Consider the following 18,066-nt stretch of genomic DNA (forward strand, 5'->3'; position numbering starts at 1 on the left):
AATTTATTCAACGAAAATGCCTTTATCTCGTAAATGGTGACCATCGCCTTTACGACGAGTAAAACCGCTTTTATCAAAAAACTCAAGAATTTGAATGGCGAGTTTTCGGCCAATCCCTAATTCATTACGAAAATCAGCCGCAAAAATAGCTTCATTTTCCAAGCAATAACGATGAATAAGTGAAGCAAAATAATTAATTTGCTCATGGCTATAATAGCGGTCACGAACTATTGCCGTAATTAATCCCATTTGTGCCGCCTTTTTTAGCACGCGACGCATCGTATCTTCTTCATAACCACTTTCTAATGCTAAATCACGCACCCACCATGCCTCATTACGTGAAAATAGTGGGTATATTTGTTGCCAAATTAACTGCTGTTGCGCATCAAACACCAATCCATGTTGGGGCATATGCAACCAACCACGTGTTTGCTTAATAACATTTTCATCAACTAAGTCATTAATGAATTTAAATGCTAATGCCTCACTCATTGAAGGTAGGGCCATACGTTTTAAACGTGCTTTGCCAACACCAATTTGGTCACTGTGTATTTCATTAAATTTTTCAAGGGTTTGAACGATATGTTCTTTCGCTATTTGCGCTTTAAACGTGGATAAAACGTGATTGCCAACCCGTTCCACATCCATTTTTGCTAATAGATTATCTAACGCCTCATGGGTGAGCTGCCGCGCCCAACTGTAATCCCGTAAATTAAGTTCACCTTGTGGAAGTTGTAACTTAAAGTGAGCCAGTTCGTCTTGTTCTCGGCAAAGCCTAGATAACCAATCCAAAAACTCTGGGAGCCTTTTACCTCGGCGTGGGGAAACCAAACGTATCACTCGAGCCCCACCTAACGTTTGGCGAGCGCTAATATCACGAATGATTAACCGGTCATTCTCTACTAACCATAATGGGGTATCTAAAATTAATTCTGCGAGAACAGGGGTTTCTCCTTGCTCCACTAATAATGATACTCGGCCAGTGATATGGCTTGCACCATGATAGAGATGCACAGGCTGCCAGTGCTTAATTAATGTATCGCATTCCAATTCGACAATAACCCGTGTCGCAATAAACGCAGGTTGCTCTGCAAGTAACCAATCACCTCGAGTGATATTTTCTTTATCAATATCACCTGTCAAGTTTAAAGCCACACGGTCCCCCGCGACAGCGAATTCAGATAGTTGGTTTTGCCGATGAATACCTCTGACACGAACTTGCTTATCCGCCCCAGTCACCCAAAGTGATTCGCCAACTTGAATTTTTCCCGCTAACGCGGTACCAGTCACCACAATCCCTGCACCTTTAACCAAAAAAACGCGGTCAATGGCTAAACGAAAACGACGTTGGATATTGGGATGTGAACCACCTTGCTGATGAAGCTGTTGCAGATATAACCGTAGCGCATCAATGCCACGCCCATCTTCGATAGACGTAATAAATAGTTTTGCATCTAGCCAACCTTGCTGAGCCAACTCAGAGGTAACTTGCTCCGTAACCTGTTCAATTCGCGAATGATCAACTCGGTCAGCCTTCGTCAGTATGACACTGACATTTTCACAGCCCGCTAGTCTTAAAATAGAAAGATGTTCAAGGGTTTGCGCCATCACGCCATCATCACAAGCGACAACTAAAAGCGCATGATTTATGCCACCAATCCCAGCCAACATATTGGCTAAAAACTTTTCGTGTCCTGGAACGTCGATAAAACCAATCGAGCTACCATCTGGTTGCGGCCAGTAGGCATACCCTAGGTCAATGGTCATTCCGCGCTTTTTTTCCTCGGGGAGGTGTGCGGTATTTACGCCAGTAATAGATTGAATTAATGAGGTTTTACCATGGTCAACATGGCCTGCTGTCGCAAAAATCATGAAAGTAAAGCCTGTAATAACGCATGTTCATCATCAAGACAACGCAGGTCAAGCCACAATTTACCTTCTTTCATACGCCCAATCACTGGTTGAGGTAACTGACGCCATTGCGTAGCGAGTTGCTCTAATGTGCTACCTTTTCCATTTAACGGTGTAAAGGTTACCGCAAAGCTAGGAAGACGGTCGATAGGAAGTGAGCCGCTACCTATTTGTGAGAGGCAATGCTCAACTTCAACAATAAATTTGTCCCCGTAAAAGGCTTGTAGGGCAACAACTATGCTTTCTGCGCTATCACGAATAGTTTCAGGATCTCGTGTTAGCCAACGTAGTGTGGGTAATTCTGTTGTGAGTTTTTCGGGCGTTAAATACAGTTTTAGCGTTGCTTCAAGTGCAGCTAGAACCATTTTATCAACCCGTAAAGCACGTTTTAATGGATGTTTTTGAATTGCATCAATCCATTTCTTCTTTCCTAAAATAATTCCTGCTTGTGGACCACCGAGAAGTTTATCCCCAGAAATTGAAACTAAATCAATGCCTTGAGAAAGATAACTTTGTGGCATGGGCTCTGCGGGTAGCCCATAAGCCGTCATATCAATCATCGAACCACTGCCTAAATCAATTGCCGTTGGTAATTGGTACTTTCTACCTAGCTCTGCAAGCTCTTCACCTTCAACTTCAGCAGTAAATCCTTCAATACTGTAATTGCTGGTATGCACTTTCATTAATAGTGCCGTTTGATCATTAATCGCATTCTCATAGTCACGTAAGTGGGTCCGATTTGTTGTTCCCACTTCAACTAATTGGCAGCCAGCCTGAGCCATGACATCAGGCACTCGAAAAGCCCCGCCAATCTCAACTAATTCACCACGAGAAACAATAACTTGCTGGCCATTCGCAACCGTTGCTAACAATAATAAAACTGCAGCAGCATTATTATTAACAATACACGCATCTTCTGCGCCAGTAAGCTCACACAGTAAATCAGCAATCGCACGGTCACGATGCCCTCGCATCGCGCCATCTAGAGAATATTCTAATGTGATAGGCGAACTCATCACTTGGCTAACCGCATTCACGGCTGTGGTCGACATTACCGCACGGCCTAAATTGGTATGTAACACCGTACCGGTCAAGTTAAACACGTTTTTTAGGGCACTTTGCCCTAAAGCTTGATGGCGTTGAACTAACTCTTTTACCCAATCTTCCTGCCAGGCAGGTAATTTCCCTGCCTGTGCAATACAGGTTCGAGCTTGCTCTTGCATCTCACGTAAACATGCAGTGACCCAGTGAGCCCCTGATTGTTCAATCAATATTTGCACTTCATCGAGTTGCAATAATTTATCAATCGCAGGAAGTTGGCGATATAAAACCAAGTCTGATTCAGCCATAGTCACGATTCTCTTTTACCGCTTATTTTTCACCAGGGAACAAGAACGGATTAATACTGCTACGTGCAAAACCTTCTTCTTCCATGCGAGCATCTAAAATAATTGACGCTAAATCATCAGCGACAGCTTCAACTTTAGCTTCTTTTTCTTGATAAAGGATTTTCAGATAGCTACCACAATCACCACAGCTTTCAGCTTTAACTGCTGCATTTTCATCATCTAATGACCAATAATTCAATTTACCCGTTTGCTCACAGTTACTGCATTTAACGCGCACCATATGCCATTCAGTTTCACATAAATTACAGTGCAAATAACGTAAACCTTGTGATGTACCAATTTGCACAATACTCGACACTGGCATGCTATTACATACAGGGCAGAAATGACGATGGTCACCATGTTCTGCACGCGCTTTACCCGGGATATTTGCTGCCATTTGTGCCCAATACACCGATAATGCAGCCCAAATAAACATCGATTTATCTGCAGGAACTTTTTCAAACTCTTCATTTAGCAGCGCAGTTGCCATGGTTTCAAGTTCTGTTTCAGACGCTTTATTCAGGTTTTCTAACGCAGGGCGAACAGACTCAGGCACGACTGGCATTAATTCGGCAATAATTGCCGTCAATAACTTGTGCCAATGTGTTGTGCGTGGAAATGTTTTTGCATCCAATGGCGAATTATTGGTATTTGTTGAACGCTCAAGGATAGATGCCATATCCATTTCTAATGGATTATCATGCTGTGCATTATGTTGCGCGGTTGCCACTTCAGCGGCAAAATTCAGATAATCTGCAAAAGGATGTTCTCCCGCACCAAGTTCTTTAAGTCGCTCAGCACGGCGCTGATATAAGCTTTTTAAGTTAGGAAACAGAACTGGTGGAATAAAACCAATTCCTTTTTCTTTCAATCTTTCTTGTCCTAACTCTTCTTTAGGAACGATACGAATACCCATTGCGTTCTCTCTTTTCTATTTTTTTATAACGACAATTCCCGAGAAAAAGCTATTTATTTTCTCGAAAGCGTTTTTGCTCATCATATTTATATCCGCGAAAGCGGTTCTCTAATGTTCAGGATAAAACAAAAGTCATCTTGAGGCTACTCTAGCCCCTGAATTATCCCTTCCATTAACCCGGAGTAGATCAAGGTAAATGTAAATCAGGATGATGATTGTTTTATTTGATATAAATAAATTGTTATCACTAGGATAAAAATTCTGAAGTTATGGTTTGAAGTGGTTATGACTACAAGCTTATGCTGCAAGCAGCCTTCTATTTGCAACAGGAATAGGTATTTCACTCTTATCTCAAGGTGTTTTTTATTGCCGTTCTTCAATAAGAAATAAATAAAAACATAAATATATTTAATATCATATCTACTGTACCTTTTAGATAAAAATAAATATAAAAAGCATTTATGGTCAATAGAATACGCGACCAAATACTATTCGGTCGCGTAACAATGAAATAACAGTTTTGCTTCTTTAGGGGTATAACAGTCCCTTTGGTATCATCAAAATACCAAATAAAAAGCCAATATTGTTAATAATCCGCTAAGCTTTAGGCTTTCAGTAATTCAGGGTAATACATACGCTTAATTGCGAGCTCTAAACCTCTAACTTCCGCTAAACCTTTTAAGCGCCCAATAGCAGAATAGCCTGGGTTGGTCACTTTTTTCAAATCATCTAAAATTTGGTGGCCATGGTCTGGTCTCATTGGAATGGGTGCAAGCCCCGCAGCATAGCGTTTCTGTTCAACCGCTAAAATGGCTTTGACCACTTCAAACATATCAACATCACCTGCAATATGATTGCCTTCATGGAAGGTATTTGGGTTATTTTCTCTCACTGTTGAACGTAAATGTGTGAAATGAATGCGATCACCAAATTCATTAATCATTTTTACTAGGTCGTTATCGGCTCGTACACCATAAGAACCTGTGCACATAGTAAACCCATTATGAATACTATCGCAGCTTTGCTTAATAAACCGCATATCTTCAATGGTAGAAACAATACGCGGTAAACCTAAAATTGGGCGTGGAGGGTCATCCGGGTGAATAGCTAAAACCACATTTTCTTCTTCACAGACAGGAACGATTTTCTGCAAGAAATAACGTAAATTCTCACGTAACTGATTTTCATCAATATTATTATACAGCGCCAAGCACTCACGGAATTGGTCTAATGTATAACCTTCTTCCGCACCCGGTAGCCCTGCGATGATGGTTTTAATCAGATTTTCAATGTCATCAGATGACATATTGGCATAATACTCAGCTGCTTCTTTAACTTCTTGTTCTGAATAACTCGCTGCCGCATTTTCACGCTTTAAAATATGAATTTCAAACGCAGCAAAAGCAATATTATCGAACCGTAACGCTTTGGAGCCATCCGGTAGCGTGTAAGCAAGGTCAGTACGCGTCCAATCTAGAATTGGCATAAAATTATAGCAAATGGTCTTAATACCACAGGATGCTAAATTACGAATACTCTGTTGGTAATTTTGAATATAGAGATCAAAATTACCTTGTTGAGTTTTAATATCTTCGTGAACAGGAATACTTTCCACGACAGACCAAACTAACCCAGCATCTTCAATGATAGCCTTACGCTTTAAAATCTCCTCGACACTCCAAACTTCACCGTTAGGAATATGGTGGAGCGCAGAGACGATACCTGTCGCCTCTGCTTGCCTAGCATCACTTAAAGAAACAGGGTCATTAGGACCGTACCAACGCCACGTATGCTCCATGAGTACTTCTCCTTCGATTATTCAAAAATAGTCTGATAAGGAATTGTTTCAAATAGGTAACCATCAAAATTGGGGTCATCAAAATCAGAAAGCTGCATTAGCGTATTTTTGACATTCTCTAAATGCTGCCACATCTCTTTTTTAGCCAACTCCGGATCACGTTTTTGTAGTGCATTTAAAATATTTTCATGATCAACCAACCACTTCTTTCGGTAAGTTGTGTTGTCAATATGTTCGTGAAGCTTATCCCACATAGGGCTTTGTAACCGCACAGCCCAGATATCATCAATAATCTTCGCCATCATGTCATTCTTGCTTGCGCGAGCAATTAACACGTGGAACTTATGATCATTAGCATCGTCACTTTCATTATTTGCGACTTTAATTCGCTCATCTTCTAATAATGCGCGGATCTCTTGGATATCAGCTTTTGTTGCTGACAAAGCAGCGCATGCAGCTATCGCACTTTCAATCACTTGGCGAGCTTGCAGTATTTCAAAAGGGCCATGATCTAAACTTTTAATTTCATCAATCAATAGGTCTGGATGATTAATGACATAAACCCCAGAACCTTTCTTGATAGAAACCAATTTTTCAATTTCCAACATGATGAGTGCTTCACGTACCAATGAGCGACTAACATCATATTTTTTAGCGATCTCACGCTCTGGCATTAAACGACTTCCTATCGGATATTCACCAGATGCAATGAGCTCTTTTAACTGCTGACCTAGGTATTGGTACGAGCGGTATTGAGTTTTCATATATATGTACAACGCGTTGTCGAATTAAATTTAGTTCTTCCATTGTAGATTATCGTCCCTCATTACAATGGTCAACCAATTTATCCACTATTTCCGCAAAATTAGTTAACCAATTTGTGATCAGATTCACTTATTGTCGTCTTTTTAGTCATTGTTTTTTAATTTACCGATTGATAGAGTGAAAAAAAGAGAATTTGGTCAACCAATAAATAAACCACTTTGAGTATTTCACGGTAATTTGGTTGATCAGTTGGTTAACACGTAATAGGGATTCGGGCCAAAATGAAAATCATAAAAGCAGAAGTCTTTGTATGTAGCCCCGGTCGTAATTTTGTCACATTAAAAATTACGACCGATGAAGGCGTATATGGATTAGGTGATGCCACCCTTAACGGGAGAGAGCTCTCTGTAGCATCCTATCTTCAAGATCACCTCTGTCCTCAGCTAATAGGCCGTGACCCACATAAAATTGAAGATATTTATCAGTTCTTCTATAAGGGAGCTTACTGGCGTAGAGGCCCAGTTACGATGTCCGCCATTTCTGCGATTGATATGGCACTGTGGGATATTAAAGGCAAAATTGCCAACCTTCCGGTCTATCAGTTACTCGGTGGCGCTTCTCGTGAAGGAGTGATGGTTTATTGCCACACCACGGGTACCGATATTGCTGAAACACTAGATAACTACGCAAAATATAAAGAAAAAGGTTTTAAAGCGATCCGTGTGCAATGTGGCATTCCAGGAATGGCAACCACCTATGGACAGAGTAAAGGAAAAAACCTTGCTTATGAACCTGCCACAAAAGGCCATCACCCTGAAGAACAACTTTGGTCAACCGAAAAATATCTGGACTTTATGCCCAAACTGTTTGAAGCCGTTCGGGACAAATATGGCTTCAATGAGCACCTTTTACACGATATGCACCATCGCTTGACCCCTATTGAAGCGGCTCGCTTCGGTAAAAGTATTGAAGATTATCGATTATTTTGGATGGAAGACCCAACACCAGCGGAAAACCAAGCTTGTTTTAGATTAATTCGTCAACATACCGTCACCCCAATCGCCGTAGGTGAAGTTTTTAATAGCATTTGGGATTGTAAACAATTGATTGAAGAGCAACTCATCGATTATATCCGCACCACAATCACGCATGCTGGTGGGATCACGGGAATGCGCCGAATTGCTGATTTTGCTTCACTTTACCAAGTCAGAACTGGTTCTCATGGTCCATCTGACTTATCCCCAATTTGCCATGCTGCCGCCTTACACTTTGACCTTTGGGTACCCAATTTCGGCGTTCAAGAGTTTATGGGCTATTCAGAAGAAATGTTGTCCGTATTTACGACCAACTGGACGTTCAACGATGGTTATATGCACCCAAGTGATAAGCCCGGTTTAGGTATCGATTTTAATGAAAAACTGGCAGCGAAATACCCGTACAACCCAGCTTATCTTCCAGTCGCTCGTCTCGAAGACGGCACGTTGTGGAACTGGTAATTTTTATTTTATTCGGAGTCAAATATGAAAGCTGTAAAATCGGTAGTAATTAAAGAACCCAATACGTTATTGATTGAAGAACGTTCAGTTCCTGAACCGGCTGAAAATCAAGTACAAATAAAAGTTCGCTTAGCCGGTATTTGTGGTTCTGACAGCCATATCTACCGTGGCCATAACCCATTTGCAAAATATCCACGTGTGATTGGCCATGAATTTTTCGGTGTCATTGAAAAAGTGGGTTCAGACGTAGACAGTAAACGCGTTGGTGAACGTGTCTCTATCGACCCAGTCCTTAGCTGTGGTCATTGTTACCCATGCTCAATTGGTAAACCAAATGTGTGTGAAACACTAGAAGTATTGGGTGTTCATACTGATGGCGGGTTCACTGAATATGTCAATGTCCCTGCGGCCAATGCTTATACTATTCCTGATTCAATCAGCGATGAATGTGCCGTTACCGTTGAGCCATACTCTATTGCCGCCAACGTGACTTCGCATGTTCACCCAACTCAAGATGACATCGCATTAGTCTATGGTGCGGGTACGATTGGGTTAACCTGCGCACAGGTTCTCAAAGGGGTTTATCAAGTCAAAACCTTGATTATGGTTGACCGTGTGGCTGAACGTTTAGCAAGAGCAAAAGATTGTGGTGCTGATATTGTCATTGATAACTCACAAACCCCACTACCAGAGCAACTCAAAGCACTGGGGCTTCGCCCAACGTTAGTACTTGATGCCGCTTGCCATCCCGCTATCTTACAAGAAGCTATCTTGATTGCTTCCCCCGCAGCAAGAGTTTCTATTATGGGCTTTTCAAGTGAAGCAAGTGCCGTTACACAGCAAAGTATCACCAGCAAAGAGATTTCATTGTTTTCTTCACGTTTGAATGCCAAAAAATTCCCTGAGGTGATTAGCTGGATAGAATCTAAAAAAATTGACCCAACGAAAATCTTGACGCATCAGTTCCCATTCACTGAAGCACAAGAGGCAATCTTAACCTTTGAAAAAGACCAGAAAACCTGCTGTAAAATTCTTTTAACCTTTTAATTTAATTAAAAAAAATAAATTCGATTTGGATACTACCCTACGTGATTAATAGGATAATAATATGAATACTCAGTCAATTGACCCATCAGGGAAAGTGGAACGCAGTTCTGGCGATCTAACCAAAGCTGCAGTTTCAGGCTGGCTAGGAACCGCTCTAGAGTTTATGGATTTCCAGCTTTACTCGTTAGGTGCAGCACTTGTTTTCCATGAAATATTTTTCCCTGAACAATCCGCTTCAATGGCATTAATTCTTGCGATGGGAACTTATGGTGCCGGATATGTCGCACGTATTGTTGGTGCGATTTTCTTTGGTCAAATGGGCGACCGAATCGGTCGTAAAAAAGTACTCTTTATCACCATCACCATGATGGGGGTGTGTACTACATTAATCGGGGTATTACCAACCTACGCACAGGTAGGTATCCTCGCACCGCTGTTATTAGTTCTCTTGCGAATTATTCAAGGCTTAGGGGCAGGCGCTGAAATTTCAGGCGCAGGTACCATGCTGGCAGAATATGCACCAAAAGGCCGCCGTGGTATTGTGGCCTCATTAGTGGGTCTGGGAACAAACTGTGGCACATTAAGCGCAACTGCGATTTGGGCAGTCATGTTCTTCTGGTTAGATAAGTCAGACTTACTGGCTTGGGGCTGGCGTGTACCGTTCTTGGCAAGCTTCGTGGTAATGCTGTTTGCTGTATGGTTACGACTGAATCTGAAAGAAAGCCCTGTATTTGAGAAAGTGCAAAATACGGAAGAACAAGAAGCCAAAGTTGCAGTACAAACACCACCGAAAGAAAGTTTCTTTGCCATGTTTAAATCTAAAGCATTTTGGTTAGCGACTGGCATTCGTTTCGGTCAAGCAGGTAACTCTGGGTTAATTCAAACTTTCTTAGCAGGATATTTGGTTCAAAGCCTATTGTTTGATAAGAGTATTCCAACTGATGCGATCATGATCAGCTCCGTTGTCGGTTTCCTAACTATTCCTGTGATTGGTCTGATATCCGATAAATTTGGTCGTCGTATTCCTTATATTATTCTTAGTTTATCTGCCATGTTGCTCGCCTACCCGATGTTATCTGTCATCGTCGATGGTGCGAACAGCGTTAGCTTAATTACCATCTGTATTATTATCGTTCATAACTGTTCAGTACTCGGATTATTTGCCTTAGAAAATATTACGATGGCTGAAATGTTCAACTCACGTAACCGCTTCACCGGTATGGCTGTGGCCAAAGAAATTGGTGGCTTAATTGCCTCTGGCTTAGGCCCAGTTCTAGCAGGTATTTTCTGTAGCGTCACCGGAAGCTGGTGGCCAATTGCCATCATGATCATCATTTACTCTGCCATTTCATTAATCAGCGCCATCATTATGCCTGAAGTGAAAGATCGTGATTTAACCAGTACGTTGGATGCTGTTGAAGAGGCTGAACAACAAAAAGGTAAAGTGAAATATGCAACTGTCAACCAATAACCTAAACCAATTACCTGCGACTATCAAAGTACCAAGCTATGATAGGGAGCAGATAAAGGTAAAAATGCTTCACTTAGGTTTCGGCGCGTTCCATCGCGCCCACCAAGCCATCTTTGCCGATATTTTAGCCACAGAACAGCAGAGTAATTGGGGTTTTTGCGAAGTCAATTTAGTCGGTGGCGAGCAACAAATTGAAGATTTACTCGCTCAAGATTGCCTTTATAACGTAGTTGAAATGCAAGGCGATAATTGGCAAACCCGTACGGTGGGGGTGGTAAAAGAAGCATTACACCCAACCATTCACGGAATTGATGCTGTTATCAATCGCATGTTAGATCCTAACATTGCCATCGTTTCCATGACTGTTACTGAAAAAGGTTATTGCTATGTACCCGCGACAGGCTCAATTGATTTTTCTAACCCCGCTATCGCACATGATTTAGCCTCACCAGATACCCCTAAATCATTGCCGGGCCTGATTGTTGAGGCGTTAAAACGCCGTAAAGCACTAGGTATTGCGCCATTTACAGTCATGTCCTGTGATAATATGCCTGAAAATGGCCATATTACGAAAAATGTCATTTTAGCGATGGCCGCAAAACAGGATGTCACACTGGCCAATTGGATTGAAGCCAACGTCACTTTTCCATCTACCATGGTGGATAGAATTGTACCTGCCATGACACCAGACACTGCAGAGAAAATTCAATCTCAACTGGGCCCTATCGTCGATAAAGTCGCCATTGCCTGTGAGCCATTTCGCCAGTGGGTGATTGAAGACAATTTTGTCGCGGGCCGTCCTGAGTGGGAAAAAGCGGGCGCTCAATTAGTGACAGATGTCATTCCATTTGAAGAAATGAAACTGCGCATGTTAAATGGTAGCCACTCTTTCCTTGCATATTTAGGTTATTTGGCTGGTTACCAATACATTAATGAGTGCATGCAGGATAGCGCTTATGAAAAAGCGGCTTATCACCTGATGGTCAATGAGCAAGCACCAACGTTATCCATCAAAAATGTGGATTTACCCGCCTATGCTAATGCCCTGATTGAGCGTTTCAAAAATACGGGGTTGAAACATCGTACTTGGCAAATCGCGATGGATGGAACGCTGAAATTATCTCAACGTTTACTCGACTCTATCCAAATTCATCTTAAAAACGGCCAATCATTTGATTATTTAGCCTTAGCGGTTGCGGGATGGATGCGTTATGTCAGCGGAAAAGATGATCATGGCGCAGAAATTCAAGTCAGCGACCCACAGGCTGTAAAATTGGCTGAGCTAGTTGCAAACAGCACTGATGATGAAAGCCGTGTTCGCGCACTGCTTTCTCTCAACAGTTTGTTTACCGACGAACTGGTTAATAATTCGTTATTTACTGAAAAGGTGACTGCATTCTACCTTTCACTACGTGATAACGGTGCCAAAAAAACAGTTGAAGCGCTCAACCACCAGCACGACCTATAACAACATCTTAGCAGGCGGGGCTTCCCCGCCTCTTTCATCCAAACTAGTTTGAATCTATTGGCATTCCTTTATTTTCTTTCGAAAACTGATGTCCAAAGAAAAATATCAAACACAATGGAATTAGTGTGGCAAATAAAGCATATTCCTTTGCATAATCAGCTAATAACACCATCATGAAAGCCCCGCCAGCAAAGCCCAATAGCGTCAGAAAATAACAATAACTTTTATATAATGCACTTTTTCTTTCTTGACCTTTAAATGCAATAGACTCTGCCAATGAACTAAAGCCCAGTTGCACATTCAAGGTCACCGCAATATTGCCATATAGCATGCCATTAATCTTATGAAACGCATTACCTTGCATTCCCGCAATAAAAGAAAGAGCCCAAACAGCATGAAACCCATTTGACTGCACGTTAAATAAGAAAATATAAATAATAAGTAATAATAAAAGGACAATTTCCAATGACAATAACGTAAATGTCCAGGTTTTTTCATCAGTATTATAGCGATAACGGATCCATGCCAACAGCATTGCTCCCGCACCAAAGGAAATAATAGAAATAATATAAGGCATCACTGCGGTTAGGCCGTGCTTAGCAAACTCATAACCTAACATAATAATATTGCCTGACTGAAAAGTAGCGAATGATTTAGTCGTAAAAAAGGCATACCCATCAAGCATTCCTGATGCAATAGCTAATAAAAATGCGATCGTGGGTAACTGCATAAAAGGGACTTTAGGAGAGGAAATCATAGTTTACTTACCTGTCTTGATGATTCTTTTTCTGACTGACTTAGTCGACTAATAATCGAGGTGATGTATACCGTAAAAATAGGAAAAACCGTCATACCAGTAGCCGCCAGAATAGTGGTAATGACTTTACCAGCACTCGTCACTGGGATAATATTTGAACCCAATGTGGTGACAGTCATTGCCGCCCACCAAATGGCATCCCCGTAAGTTTTAACATCAACATTAAGACCCCGTTCGAAAATGTAAAAAATTAAGCTAATAAAATAAACCGTTGAAAATAACAAAATCATATAAGATAAAAATAATGCCGTCGTATTTCGTTTTACAACCATCATCATAAGCATGACAAACGCTGCACCACCACGAAATAAGGGGATAAACCGAATAAGATAAATTTGCTCCTCAGTAAATTTTATCGATGTGTAATCCAATATGGTTAAATACGGAACAGATAACAAAACGATAATCGCGTATTTTTTGACAAACTTTTTTTTGTTTTTTGAAATAAATAAAAAAATAAAAAAATCACATGTAAAATAAATGCAGATCCAAAATTGAATATCAAAATAAATTGACCGCTTGAGAAAGGGGTCATGATTAAAGGTTTCAATAGAAATACTCGCTATTAAAACCAACGAGGCCACAATCCCTAAAAAATGAAGTGTTTTAATCCACGTTTCTTGACTACCAAACTGTCGAAAAGTCAGCATATTAATAATCTAATTATTGAAGCCATTAATAGGGCTTTTATTCATGATAAGATCCCGTTGCTATTTTTCTAACAACAACGGGAAAATATAAACATTACTGTGTTAACGGGGGAAACCAAATAGCTTGCTGGCCACTCACCAATCGTTCTTGGTTAATCCACGTAAAAGGAGCAGGTACCTGAGCTTGCAAACGCACATCTTCAGCCCCTCGTTGTGCGGTTAAGGTTGGAGTAAGCACGACAGGCTCTGGCCCATAAATAGCCGCTGACGTCGAATCACGTTCGTTTCGTCCTCCACAAACCACCCATAATTGGTTTAATGTCGCGATGGCATAAGGGATAAAATCGGCACGTCCTGTCGGCGGCTCTTCAACCGAAAAAAGATGGCTATCAATTTCTACTTTTAAATCACTCGGGATACCGGCTGGTGCAGCAAGGATATCAGCGCGTAACGTACTGTATAACCCCCCTAATTCAGGAACATCTAATTCATGTGCAGCCGCCAGTGCAATACGCCCAATTGGCGTTGCTGTCACACTCACAGAACTACCCGCTGTTGCCCAGCCACTATCTCGCTCATTAAGATGTGTAACGCGATAGCGCGCTAATATTTCCCCTAATGGCCCTGCAAGCACCACCGTATGGAACAATTTATCCGTTTCAATTTCAGGGTAGCTTCCAACAATATACCCTTTCCCCTTTTGAGCCGCCTGACTCAATGTTTGCTCAAAAGTGCCCCCTTGTTGTTCGGCATAAGACAAAATAATGTTGGGATCGTTGGTATAAGGTAGCGCAGAAAGCTCAGGAAGAACCAGCAACTCATTTTCTCCCACTAGGACTGAGTTTAGCTTAGAAAGCGATTTTTCCCACTGCGCCGCAATCAGCGTTGTTTGCGTTATTGTTGATGTGGCATTGATATCTGTCGGGCTACGATGAAAAGCAAGCATTGGGAAATATAATTCAGGCCGACGCTTCGCCAGTAATGCATCGCGCTGTTTATCCGCTTCATCTAAGTCAATCATCGCACTGTATATGCCATTTAATCCCGGTTCTAACTCTAATGGGCTAAGCACTGGAGATTGAGCCACTTTATGTCCTGATGGTGCCCATACGCTCGAACCACCATTATAATAGAGCTGCCCTTTGGTAATTGGATTAGTTTCAATTCCACTACGTGTTGCACAAATTACCCAGACACCATTGAAAGCACTCATATGCTGTACATGCGCAACGGTTGAGTGATCCCCAAGCATTTCAGCAGGACTCGCGTTAGGCATCATGCGGTCGGATACTGAATGCCAACCAATGATTTGTGCCCCTTCTAATGCGGCTAACCGTACATATTGCCAGTAGGTATCATCATAACAAATCAGTAATGCGATACGGCCAATCGGTGTTTCAAAGGTTTTGACGCCGGTATTACCAGGAGCAAACACTTTTTGATCTTGAGAATTTAGGCCTATTTTACGATATTTACCAATAATGCCTTCCGGCCCCATCAAAACGGCTGAATTATAAGCCAGCCCAGTTTCGCTATCGCGCTCCGCGATACCCACACTCATATACATTCCTGTTCGAGCCAGTACGGGTAGTATTGCAGCGGTCGTTTTGCCAGGGATAGTATCTAAATAAGGCGCTAATTCTGTAGAGTCCGAAAATAAATAACCACTCACAGCCGTCTCTGGAAATACGGCATAATTTACCCCTTGAGCGGCCACTTTTTCTGCCGCTTCAACTAAACGTTGAATATTTCCATTTAAATCTCCCCATGCAGGAATAAAATCAACGGCTGCCACCTTACTACTTTTTTTTATTTCAGCAATACTCATACAATAATCCTTATTCAAAGAATTTATTAGTAAATAAATAATTTTTGCTATTAATAAAAATAAATACTAAACAGGAAGAATATTTCTATAATTCCAAATAATTTAGGTAATAATAGCTTGAGTGCAGCGGCTATATTTGAGTACATCGAGTATCTAAATATAGCCGCTAATATTAATTTTCTTTTTTAGAGAATCATATTAAGAGCGAATTTAATGTTATTAATTAAATAACATTATTTTTTTTCATTTCCATAATTTGTTCATCACTATAACCAAGCTCTTTTAACACTTCATTATTATGTTCCCCTAGCAATGGAGCACTTTTAATTTCAGGGATAAACGCTGAAAACTTCATTGGGCAACCCACCGTTAAATATGAGCCTCGTTTTGGTTGCTGAACCTCGACAATTGAGCCACTACGACGCAAAGAAGGGTCTTCCATAATTTCTTTCATACTTAATACTGCGGAACATGGCACATCAAACTGATCAAAATAGTCGGTTAGTGCATGTTTATCTTTGTCTTTGGCGATTTCTTCGATTGCATCCCATACATCTTGGATATGGCTTGCACGTGCCTGTGTAGTAGCAAAAACAGGGTCAGTTTTCCATTCTGGGCGCCCAATTGCATCACAGGTATTTTCCCAATTATGATCTTGATTAATAAAATAAATATAGGCATTTGGATCAACATCACTGCCTTTACATTTGAGCATCGTGCCCGGCTGGCCACCCCCACTCGCATTTCCCTCACGGGGAACCGCATCACCAAATGTTCCATTGGGATATTGAGGATACTCCTCTAAGAAACCGAGTTTTTCTAAACGTTGTTGATCACGTAATTTCACACGACATAAATTAAGCACTGCATCTTGCATCGACATCGTAACACGTTGCCCTTTACCTGTTTTTTCACGGTGTAATAATGCTGTCAGTATGCCTATCAATAAATGCATACCCGTATTACTGTCCCCCAATGCCGCAGCGCTTACCGTTGGAGGGCCATCCGGAAAGCCTGTCGTTGATGCTGATCCTCCCGCAGATTGAGCAACATTTTCATAGGCCTTAACGTTCGCATAGGGCGAATTTTCATTAAACCCTTTAATCGAGCCAAAAATTAACCGTGGATTAAGTTCTTGAATGTACTCCCATGTGAACCCCATATGGTCGATAGCCCCCGGATGAAAATTTTCAATTAATACATCAGACTGACGTATTAATTTCTCCATCACGGCTTTTCCCTCTGGGGTTTTGGTGTTGAGCTCTAAAGAGCGTTTATTACTATTTAACATCGTAAAATATAACGCATCGACATCTGGAATATCTCGTAATTGGTTACGAGTCACATCCCCAACCCCTGGGCGTTCAATTTTGATTACATCAGCACCAAACCAAGCAAGCATTTGTGTACAAGATGGGCCTGACTGAACTCCCGTAAAATCAAGAACGCGTATCCCATCAAGCGGTTTTGAAGAAGTCATAATTCACCTTTTTACAAAACTGCCATGGCGTCATTTCTCACGCCATGGCAACTCATTTTGACCCGTTTATTCTTTCTATGAAACAAGTCGAGAGATGTAGATCCACGCTGGAGCTGCGATGATAAAACCAAGCACACTCACCGCCAGCGATGCTGTTCCTGTTCGGGTATACAGATTAAAGCGACTTGCAATAATTATTCCAGAGAACGCTGGTGGTAACGCCCCGGCTAATACCATCATTTGCAGTTGCTCTGTACCCATATTAAACATCATACCCGCCAGCAACATTAACCCTGGCATTAACACTAGCTTTAATAACGTGTTATAGACAATCTCACCATCGAACTCGAACTTATTCGCGGCTAATGTCAGACCCGCAGCAAATACCGCAACACCGGAGTTTGCTTTCGCAATTAAATCAAATGTCGGGTCCCAAACAGTTGGAATTTTCACACCAACTAGTACCAGTGCAGTCGCGAGTACCGGAGCCCATACGACAGGTTCTTTAAAGGCTGAGATTAATGCATCCATACCGCCGCCGCCTTTTTTCCCTTCTGCATCAGATGGGTTCAGTAAGAACAAGCCGATAGGAATTGTAATGGCATTAACGATGATGGATATAATGGCAACAACTAATCCCGTTGAAACGGTTTCACCATAAATAGGGTCTAGAACCGCAAACCCTAAGAAACCAATTGTCGGAGAACCTGCAATTAATGCACATACCGCAGCTTCGCCACGACTATGTTTAAAAATATATTTACAGCTAAAGAAAGAGAAAAAGAAACAAACGAGCAAGACCACAAATGAAATAATAGTCAATTTAGCGTCTGCAAATATCATTTCTCGATTAGCGCGCGCTATAGACACAAATAATGCAGCAGGTAATGCGTAATTTAATACCAACTTATTAAATGCTTTCGCTTGATCACTGGTAAACACATTTCGTTTACCACTCACATAACCTAATACCATAATAATAATGATAGGTAATAGGTCACTCATAAAAATCTTATACATAAAATCAG

Annotated in this window: 14 protein-coding genes; 4 read left to right on the forward strand and 10 right to left on the reverse strand. The window is 41.4% G+C overall.

The window, feature by feature from the left end:
* Positions 1–3 precede the first annotated feature (3 nt).
* The 5 genes from selB to PSF28_RS15340 form a co-directional block, all read right to left on the reverse strand.
* Complete coding sequence (gene selB, locus PSF28_RS15320; protein WP_272685301.1) at positions 4–1,872, reverse strand: selenocysteine-specific translation elongation factor; 1,869 nt, start codon at positions 1,870–1,872, stop codon at positions 4–6.
* The gene (gene selA / locus PSF28_RS15325) at positions 1,869–3,260 is read right to left on the reverse strand and encodes an L-seryl-tRNA(Sec) selenium transferase (protein ID WP_210836485.1); all 1,392 of its coding nucleotides are present in this window, start codon (positions 3,258–3,260) and stop codon (positions 1,869–1,871) included. The genes selB and selA overlap by 4 nt, the downstream gene beginning before the upstream one ends.
* A 22-nt stretch (positions 3,261–3,282) precedes the next feature.
* Complete coding sequence (gene fdhE / locus PSF28_RS15330) at positions 3,283–4,218, reverse strand: formate dehydrogenase accessory protein FdhE (RefSeq protein ID WP_210836486.1); 936 nt, start codon at positions 4,216–4,218, stop codon at positions 3,283–3,285.
* Between the two features lie 604 nt (positions 4,219–4,822).
* Positions 4,823–6,016 carry a mannonate dehydratase gene (gene uxuA / locus PSF28_RS15335; RefSeq protein WP_272685302.1) on the reverse strand — a complete coding sequence of 398 codons (1,194 nt, stop codon included), beginning with the start codon at positions 6,014–6,016 and terminating at the stop codon, positions 4,823–4,825.
* Positions 6,017–6,033: 17 nt separating this feature from the next.
* A complete protein-coding gene (locus PSF28_RS15340) occupies positions 6,034–6,780 on the reverse strand; it encodes an FCD domain-containing protein (RefSeq protein WP_042851476.1) in 747 nt (248 codons plus the stop codon).
* A 282-nt stretch (positions 6,781–7,062) separates the two neighbouring features.
* Here PSF28_RS15340 and manD point away from each other — a divergent pair, with 282 nt between their 5' ends.
* The 4 genes from manD to PSF28_RS15360 all read left to right on the forward strand — a co-directional run bounded on the left by manD (position 7,063) and on the right by PSF28_RS15360 (position 12,263).
* A complete protein-coding gene (manD, locus tag PSF28_RS15345) occupies positions 7,063–8,277 on the forward strand; it encodes a D-mannonate dehydratase ManD (protein WP_210836491.1) in 1,215 nt (404 codons plus the stop codon).
* 24 nt (positions 8,278–8,301) lie between these two features.
* Complete coding sequence (locus PSF28_RS15350; protein ID WP_210836493.1) at positions 8,302–9,324, forward strand: Zn-dependent oxidoreductase; 1,023 nt, start codon at positions 8,302–8,304, stop codon at positions 9,322–9,324.
* Between the two features lie 61 nt (positions 9,325–9,385).
* Positions 9,386–10,795: an MFS transporter gene (locus PSF28_RS15355; protein WP_004906844.1), complete on the forward strand. Its 1,410-nt coding sequence runs from the start codon at positions 9,386–9,388 to the stop codon at positions 10,793–10,795.
* Positions 10,776–12,263: a mannitol dehydrogenase family protein gene (locus PSF28_RS15360; protein WP_210836495.1), complete on the forward strand. Its 1,488-nt coding sequence runs from the start codon at positions 10,776–10,778 to the stop codon at positions 12,261–12,263. Before PSF28_RS15355 ends, PSF28_RS15360 begins: the two co-directional genes overlap by 20 nt.
* 43 nt (positions 12,264–12,306) lie before the next feature.
* On the opposite strand, the gene PSF28_RS15365 is transcribed toward PSF28_RS15360, so the two are convergent.
* The 5 genes from PSF28_RS15365 to yfdV form a co-directional block, all read right to left on the reverse strand.
* On the reverse strand, positions 12,307–13,020 hold the full coding sequence (locus PSF28_RS15365; RefSeq protein WP_210836497.1) for a YoaK family protein: 714 nt from the start codon (positions 13,018–13,020) through the stop codon (positions 12,307–12,309).
* Positions 13,017–13,730 carry a potassium channel family protein gene (locus PSF28_RS15370; protein ID WP_196718927.1) on the reverse strand — a complete coding sequence of 238 codons (714 nt, stop codon included), beginning with the start codon at positions 13,728–13,730 and terminating at the stop codon, positions 13,017–13,019. Before PSF28_RS15370 ends, PSF28_RS15365 begins: the two co-directional genes overlap by 4 nt.
* A 94-nt stretch (positions 13,731–13,824) precedes the next feature.
* Entirely contained in the window at positions 13,825–15,558 is a 1,734-nt protein-coding gene (locus PSF28_RS15375; protein WP_272685303.1) for a nitrilase-related carbon-nitrogen hydrolase, read from the reverse strand.
* A gap of 223 nt (positions 15,559–15,781) precedes the next feature.
* Complete coding sequence (gene frc, locus PSF28_RS15380; RefSeq protein ID WP_272685304.1) at positions 15,782–17,038, reverse strand: formyl-CoA transferase; 1,257 nt, start codon at positions 17,036–17,038, stop codon at positions 15,782–15,784.
* A gap of 75 nt (positions 17,039–17,113) precedes the next feature.
* The gene (gene yfdV, locus PSF28_RS15385) at positions 17,114–18,058 is read right to left on the reverse strand and encodes a transporter YfdV (RefSeq protein WP_004906833.1); all 945 of its coding nucleotides are present in this window, start codon (positions 18,056–18,058) and stop codon (positions 17,114–17,116) included.
* Positions 18,059–18,066 lie beyond the last annotated feature (8 nt).

This window comes from Providencia sp. PROV130, from assembly GCF_028482225.1.
Classification (GTDB): Bacteria; Pseudomonadota; Gammaproteobacteria; order Enterobacterales; family Enterobacteriaceae; genus Providencia; species Providencia rettgeri.